General features: G+C 76.4%; 6 protein-coding genes. 1 reads left to right on the forward strand and 5 read right to left on the reverse strand.

Going from position 1 to position 6,216, the window contains the following annotated elements; translation table 11 throughout:
* Positions 1-1,067: methyl-accepting chemotaxis protein (locus PYV61_RS19380; RefSeq protein WP_275834685.1), on the forward strand; the 1,067-nt coding region annotated here is incomplete at its 5' end.
* A gap of 67 nt (positions 1,068-1,134) precedes the next feature.
* Here the strand turns inward: PYV61_RS19380 and PYV61_RS19385 are convergent.
* The 5 genes from PYV61_RS19385 to PYV61_RS19405 all read right to left on the reverse strand — a co-directional run bounded on the left by PYV61_RS19385 (position 1,135) and on the right by PYV61_RS19405 (position 5,872).
* Complete coding sequence (locus PYV61_RS19385; RefSeq protein ID WP_275834687.1) at positions 1,135-3,000, reverse strand: aspartate ammonia-lyase; 1,866 nt, start codon at positions 2,998-3,000, stop codon at positions 1,135-1,137.
* A 173-nt stretch (positions 3,001-3,173) separates the two neighbouring features.
* Positions 3,174-3,638, reverse strand: a complete 465-nt coding sequence (locus PYV61_RS19390) for a hypothetical protein (RefSeq protein WP_275834689.1) — start codon at positions 3,636-3,638, stop codon at positions 3,174-3,176.
* Complete coding sequence (locus tag PYV61_RS19395; protein ID WP_275834691.1) at positions 3,626-5,317, reverse strand: matrixin family metalloprotease; 1,692 nt, start codon at positions 5,315-5,317, stop codon at positions 3,626-3,628. Before PYV61_RS19395 ends, PYV61_RS19390 begins: the two co-directional genes overlap by 13 nt.
* 42 nt (positions 5,318-5,359) lie before the next feature.
* Positions 5,360-5,551, reverse strand: coding sequence for a hypothetical protein (locus PYV61_RS19400; RefSeq protein ID WP_275834693.1), 192 nt, complete (start codon positions 5,549-5,551; stop codon positions 5,360-5,362).
* A gap of 21 nt (positions 5,552-5,572) precedes the next feature.
* Complete coding sequence (locus PYV61_RS19405; protein ID WP_275834695.1) at positions 5,573-5,872, reverse strand: hypothetical protein; 300 nt, start codon at positions 5,870-5,872, stop codon at positions 5,573-5,575.
* Positions 5,873-6,216: the final 344 nt, after the last annotated feature.

Raw genomic sequence — 6,216 nt, forward strand, 5'->3', positions numbered from 1 at the left:
CGCTCCAGGCCGCGGTCCCCGGCGCCGCCGGCGCGGCGGGCGCGCGCGACCTGCGCACCTGGGTCGCCGAGGACCGCCCCGCGGTGGAGTACGCGCGCCTCGGCATCGCGGTGGACCGCGCGCGCGAGCGGCTGCGCGGCCTCGTGGGGCGCGTGCAGGAGGAGACCGACCGCGTCACCGGCGCGGCGCGCGAGCTGGCGCAGAACGCCGGCGCGACGGCCGTCTCGACGCAGCACGTGACGGGGGCGGTGCTCGAGATCTCCAACGGCGCGTCGGTGCAGCTCGACGCGCTGCACTCCGCCAGCGCGGCGATGGAGCAGCTCGCCGAGCAGGGGGCCGCGATCGCCGACGCGGCGGAGGCGTCGGAGCGCGCCGGCCGAGAGATCCGCGGCACCGCGACGGGCACGCGCGCCGAGATCGCGCGCGCGGTGGACGCGCTGCTCGGCGCCCGCGAGGGGGCCGACGACTCGGCGCGCGAGATGGCGGCGCTGCGCGAGGCGACGGCGGTGGTCGACGACTTCGTGGCGGTGATCAGCGAGATCGCGTCGCAGACGCACCTGCTGGCGCTGAACGCCGCGATCGAGGCGGCGCGCGCGGGGTCGGCGGGGCGCGGCTTCGCGGTGGTGGCGCAGGAGGTGCGCGCCCTCGCCGAGCAGAGCGCCGCCGCGGCCGACGAGGTGACGGAGAACGTGCGCCGCATCCGCGAGCGCGTGACGAGCGCGGTGGCCGCCAGCGAGACCGGGGCCGGCCGCCTGCGCGACGCCGAGCTGGTGGCGCAGGGCGCGTCGCGCGCGCTGGCGCGCATCGAGGACGCGGTGGTGCGCGTCGAGGAGGCGTCGGAGCGCGTGACCGCGCTGACGTTCGAGAACCGGAGCGCGATCGAGGCCGCCGAGCGCGCCCTGGTGAGCGCCCGCGACGCCGCCGCCAGCCACGCCGCCGCCGCCGAGGAGGTGGCCGCGTCGACCGAGCAGACCGCGGCGGCCGTCGAGGAGGTCAGCGCGACGTCGGAGGAGCTGTCGGGCGGGGCGGCGACGCTGCGGGAGCTGCTGGGGGAGTTCAGGACCTGAACGGACGCCGCGGGCTGCGGGCTGCGGGCTGCGGATTCGAAACCCGCAGCCCGCAGCCCGCAGCGCCTCACCCGACCATGGCCTCGGGATTCAGGATCTCGTCGAGCTGCTCCCGCGTCATCAGCCCCTTCTCCAGCACGAGGTCGTAGACGCCGCGCCCCGACTCGAGCGCCTCCTTGGCGATCTCGGTCGACGTCTCGTAGCCGAGCGTGGGGACGAGCGCGGTGACGATCCCGATCGAGTGCTCGACGAACCAGCGCATCCGGTCCGGGTTCGCCGTGATGCCGACCACGCACCGCTCGCGCAGCACGGCGCAGGCGTTGCGCAGCGTCGCGATGTTGCCGAGCAGGCGGAACGCGATCACCGGCTCGAAGACGTTGAGCTGCAGCTGCCCCGCCTCGGCGGCCAGCGTGACCGTGACGTCGCCGCCGATCACGTCGAAGCAGACCTGGTTCACCACCTCGGGGATCACCGGGTTCACCTTCCCCGGCATGATCGACGACCCGGGCTGCATCGGCGGCAGGTTGATCTCGCCGAAGCCGGCGCGCGGGCCGCTGGAGAGCAGGCGCAGGTCGTTGCAGATCTTCGACAGCTTGACCGCGCAGCGCTTGAGCACCCCCGACAGCTGCACGAACACGCCGGTGTCGGCCGTCGCCTCGACGAGGTCGGGCGCGGTGATGAGCTCGAGCCCCGTGACCGCCGACAGGTGGCGGCGCACCGCCTCCGGGTAGCCGGCCGGCGCGTTGAGCTTCGTGCCGATCGCCGTCGCGCCCATGTTGATCTCGCGGATCAGCCCCTGGACCTCGGCCAGCCGGTCGACGTCCTCGAGCATCGTGTGGCCGAACGCGGCGAACTCCTGGCCGAGCGTCATCGGGACGGCGTCCTGCAGCTGCGTGCGCCCCATCTTCACGAACGGCGAGAACTCCTCCCCCTTGGCGAGGAACGCCGCCGCCAGCTCCTTCATCGCGTCGCGCAGCCCGTCGATGCTGCGGTGCAGCGCCAGCTTGAGCGCCGTCGGGTAGACGTCGTTCGTCGACTGCGAGAGGTTGACGTGGTTGTTCGGGTGCACCGCCTCGTACGCGCCGCGCTCCTTGCCGAGCAGCTCCAGCGCGCGGTTGGCGATCACCTCGTTGGCGTTCATGTTCGTGGACGTGCCGGCGCCCCCCTGGATCATGTCGACCAGGAAGTGCTCGTGGTGGCGCCCCCCGCGGATCTCGCTGCACGCCTGCACGATCGACTGCGACACCGCCGACGGCAGGAGGCCGAGCTCCTCGTTCGCCAGCGCGGCCGCCGTCTTCACCGCCGCCAGCGCCTCGACCAGCTGCGGGAACTCGCGCAGCGGCACGCCGGTGATCGGGAAGTTCTCGAGCGCGCGCAGCGTCTGCACGCCGTACAGCGCGTCGGCGGGGACGTCGCGCTCGCCGAGCAGGTCGTGCTCGCGGCGCGACGCGCTGCCGGCGAAGCCCATCGTGCGCCCGCGCCCGACCAGCGTGGCGTCGGCGGCGCGCAGGCGCTGCGAGATCGCCCGCGCCGCGCGTGCCACCAGGGCGGCGTAGATGGGCGGGTTCTCCTTCATCAGGTCCTCCAGCTGGCGGCGCGTCATCACCGCCGCCTCGACCGGCGCGAGGACGCGCGCCGTCGAGCCGTGCTTCCCGGCGTCGCCGAGCAGCAGCCCCTCCCCCACCGCCTCCCCCGCGCCGAGCGTCGACAGCCGGATCGTCCGCCCCTCGGCCGCCCGCTCGATCCCCACCGAGCCGTCGAAGAGGATGGCGAACCGCTGCCGGTCCTCCCCCTCGCCGAACAGCGCGTCGCCGGCGGCGTAGCTCTCGAGGGTCACGGCCCGGGACAGGCGCCAGAAGTAGCTGTCGGGGAGGCCGTGCAGGAACGCGGTGCCGCGCAGGCGGTCGGCGAGGGCGGACGGGGGCGGGGTCATATCGTACGGGGCGTGAACCAATAGTCGGGGTCGGGCTCGCGGGCGGCACGCGGCGCCGCGGGCGCCCGTCACGGGCGCTCAAAGTACGCCCGGGGCGGGGGCGGAGTAACCTCGCCCCGCCCCGCCCCCTCCCGATCCGTCCCGGCCGCGCTCGATCCGCGTTCGGAGCGCGCTCAGACCGCGAACGCGCGCGGCGGCTCGGCCACGCGCCAGCCGTCCCCGGCGCGCCGCGCCGCCACCTGGACCCCGCCGAGCGCGATCCAGCGCGTCCCGTCGCCGGGGTCGCGCCAGACCTCGAGCGCCACGCGCGTCAGCGCCCCCGCGTCCGACGCGGGGGCCAGGCGGAGGAAGGTCGCCCCGCGCAGCGCGGCGGCGTCGCGTCGCAGCGCGTCGGGGCGCACCAGCCGCACGCCGCGCAGCAGCAGCCCGGACAGCCCGGCCGGCAGCGCCTCGTCGAGCAGCAGCGTCGCCCCGTCGCCCGCCGGGGGGACGGCGTCGGGGAGGGCGATCGGCGGCGCGCCGCCCGGGAGGGGCGCGCCGCCGACCGCCGACCGCACGACGGCCGCCTGCAGCGCCGCGAGCGCGACGCCGTCGGGCGGGCCGTCGTCGGGCGGCCCCGCGTCGCTCAGGCGAACCACCGGTGCCAGAGCGCGTTGTCGGTCCCGCGGGCGAACACGTCGATCCGGTTCGGGCCCCACGACTCGGCCCCCGGCGACGAGGTGATCACCCCGCCGAGCGAGCTCCACCCGCTCCACCCGGGCGCCCAGGACTTCGTCCACAGCGCGTTGTCGGTCCCGCGCACGAACACGTCGAGGCGGTTCGCCCCCCACGAGGCGGCCGCCGGCGCGGAGGTCAGCACCCCGCCGAGCGACTCCCAGCCGCTCCAGCCGCCCGCGAACCACTTGTGCCACAGGGCGTTGTCGGTGCCGCGCACGAACACGTCGATGCGCCCCGCCGCCCAGCACACCGCCGCCGGCGCCGAGGTGAGCACGCCGCCCAGCGACTCCCAGCCGCTCCAGGCGGCGCCGTTCCACCACTTGTGCCAGAGCGCGTTGTCCGCGCCGCGCACGAACACGTCGAGGCGGTTCGGCCCCCACGAGCAGATCGCGGGGTCGGCGGTGATGATCCCGCCCAGCGAGCCCCACCCCGTCCAGCCGGGCGCCCACGCCTTGTGCCAGCACGCGTTGTCGGTGCCGCGCACCACGACGTCGATCCGGTTCGCGCCCCACGACACCGCGGACGGGCCGGAGGTCAGCACGCCGCCGAGCGACTCCCACCCGCTCCACCCGCCGGCGAACCACTTGTGCCAGAGCGCGTTGTCGGTGCCGCGCACGAAGACGTCGAGGCGGTTGGCCGCCCACGACGACACGCCGACGCCCGACGTCAGGACGCCGCCGAGCGACTCCCACGGGCGCCACCGCGCGCGCGCGCCGTACAGCGCCTGGATGCCGGCGACGTCGTCGGCCTGCAGCGCGCGCGACGGGCCGCCGTAGTACGGGTACATCAGCGCGCCGGTCACCGACGAGTGCGCGAGCCCGAGCGAGTGTCCGAACTCGTGCGCCGCCACGGTCACCAGGTCGACGCCCGACGCCGGCAGGTTGATCGACCACGCCTCCGCGTCGTCGAAGTGCGCGTCGCCGGCCAGCGCGCCGCCGCCCGGCGGCGGGTAGTACGCGTGCGCGAGCACGCCGCCGCCCCCGTCGAAGCTGTTGCCGTCGCCGTGGTTCCCCGAGGCGAAGCGGATGCGGATCTCGTGCGCGGCGGCGATCGCCACCTCGGTGAACGTCAGCGGCGTGACCGCCGACCAGAGCGCGAACGCCTGCTGGATCGCCGAGCGCACCTGCGCCGGCGTGAGGTCGGGGGTGAAGTTCTCGAACGCGTAGCGGAGGCTCGTGGTCGTCCACTTGCTCCCCTGCAGCGTGAACGCCGCCGTGTCGGGGAAGCCGCAGCGCGGGCGCTGCATCCGCTCCAGCGTGCCCTCGTCGAGCCGCCCCGTGGGGGGCAGCCCGACGAAGCGCTGGAAGCGGCGCAGCGCCTCGGCGGTCGCGTCGTCGAACACGCCGGCGGCCGCGACGCCGCCCATGCGCGCCGAGCGCGCGCCGAAGCTGTCGAGGCCGGGGGACTCGAGGTAGCCGAACTGCGCGAGGTAGCGCTGCAGCCGCTCGACGTCCTCGCCCTCCGCGCCCGCGGCCAGCTCCGCCGCCTGCGGCACGTAGTCCTTGATGCTCGTCGCGGCGCGCAGCTCGTCGCGCGTCGTCGGCTTCGCCTTGGCGAGCACCGTATCGGTCCCGCCTTCCTGCCGATTCTTGGTCGCCATGATCGCCCTCGTCTGGTGGGCCGCCGTCGGCGGCGCGCCGCGCTACCGCACGCGGCCGATGGAGAGGGACGAGAGCGTGAGTCGCCACTCGCCCTGGATCGTGAGCCCCGCCGGGGTGTCGGCGGCCGCGCCGGTCGCCTGGGCGTCCGCCGCCGGCGCGTCGCGCATGTGGCCGGCTGGCATCTCGCCGCCCGCGAGCCCGGCCGGCCCGCCGACCGGCGTCCCGCCGGGCATCCCCCCCGGCGCGCCGCCGGTCTACGCCCCCGCGCACGTCGCCGCGGCCGCGCCGCCGAAGGGCAGCGTGGCGAGCAGGTCGGCCACGCGGTTGAACGCCCCCGACATCGCGCCGGCGGCCGGCGCGTCGCGCATCTCGCCGCGCGGCATCTCGCCGCCCGGGGTCCCGCCGACCGACGGGTCGTAGGTCGCCATCCGGCCGATCGGCATGTCGGCGCCGGCCGTCTCGCCCCCCGTCATCGCGCCGCGCGGCATCTCGTCGGCGCCGCCGGCGCCGAATCCCGTGGTCGCGTCGTCGCCGGTCATCGTGCCGCGCGGCATCTCGCCCGCGGCCTCGAAGCCGGGCGTCCCGTCCGGCGGCGTCGCGCCGATCGGCGTCGCGCCGATCGGCAGCGTGCCGGTCGCGGCGTCGCCGCGCGCGCCGGCGCGCCGCGCGGCACCTCGCTCTCGCCCCGCGACGGCGACGACCGCGCGGCGCCGCGCCCGCGCGTCTCGAGGTCGGGATGCAGCTGCATCCCCGCCTCGGTGCGTCCCTCGTGCTCCATGCCTCCCCCCGCGCCCATCGTGGAGCGCGCGCCGCGCGGCTTCGCCGCCTGGAACGGCGCGCGCCGGGAATGGCGTGTCGCGGGGGGCGCGGCGGCGGGCGCGGGGCGGCGCTGGCGCTC

This window comes from Roseisolibacter sp. H3M3-2 (genome assembly GCF_029211165.1).
Lineage (GTDB): Bacteria > Gemmatimonadota > Gemmatimonadetes > Gemmatimonadales > Gemmatimonadaceae > Roseisolibacter.

Excerpts from the sequence above, each read along its gene's own strand:
- PYV61_RS19405 (WP_275834695.1), bottom strand. The coding sequence starts at position 5,872 with ATGCCGCGCGGCACGATGACCGGCGACGACGCGACCACGGGATTCGGC.
- PYV61_RS19385 (WP_275834687.1), bottom strand. The coding sequence starts at position 3,000 with ATGACCCCGCCCCCGTCCGCCCTCGCCGACCGCCTGCGCGGCACCGCG.
- PYV61_RS19395 (WP_275834691.1), bottom strand. The coding sequence starts at position 5,317 with ATGGCGACCAAGAATCGGCAGGAAGGCGGGACCGATACGGTGCTCGCC.
- PYV61_RS19400 (WP_275834693.1), bottom strand. The coding sequence starts at position 5,551 with ATGCCCGGCGGGACGCCGGTCGGCGGGCCGGCCGGGCTCGCGGGCGGC.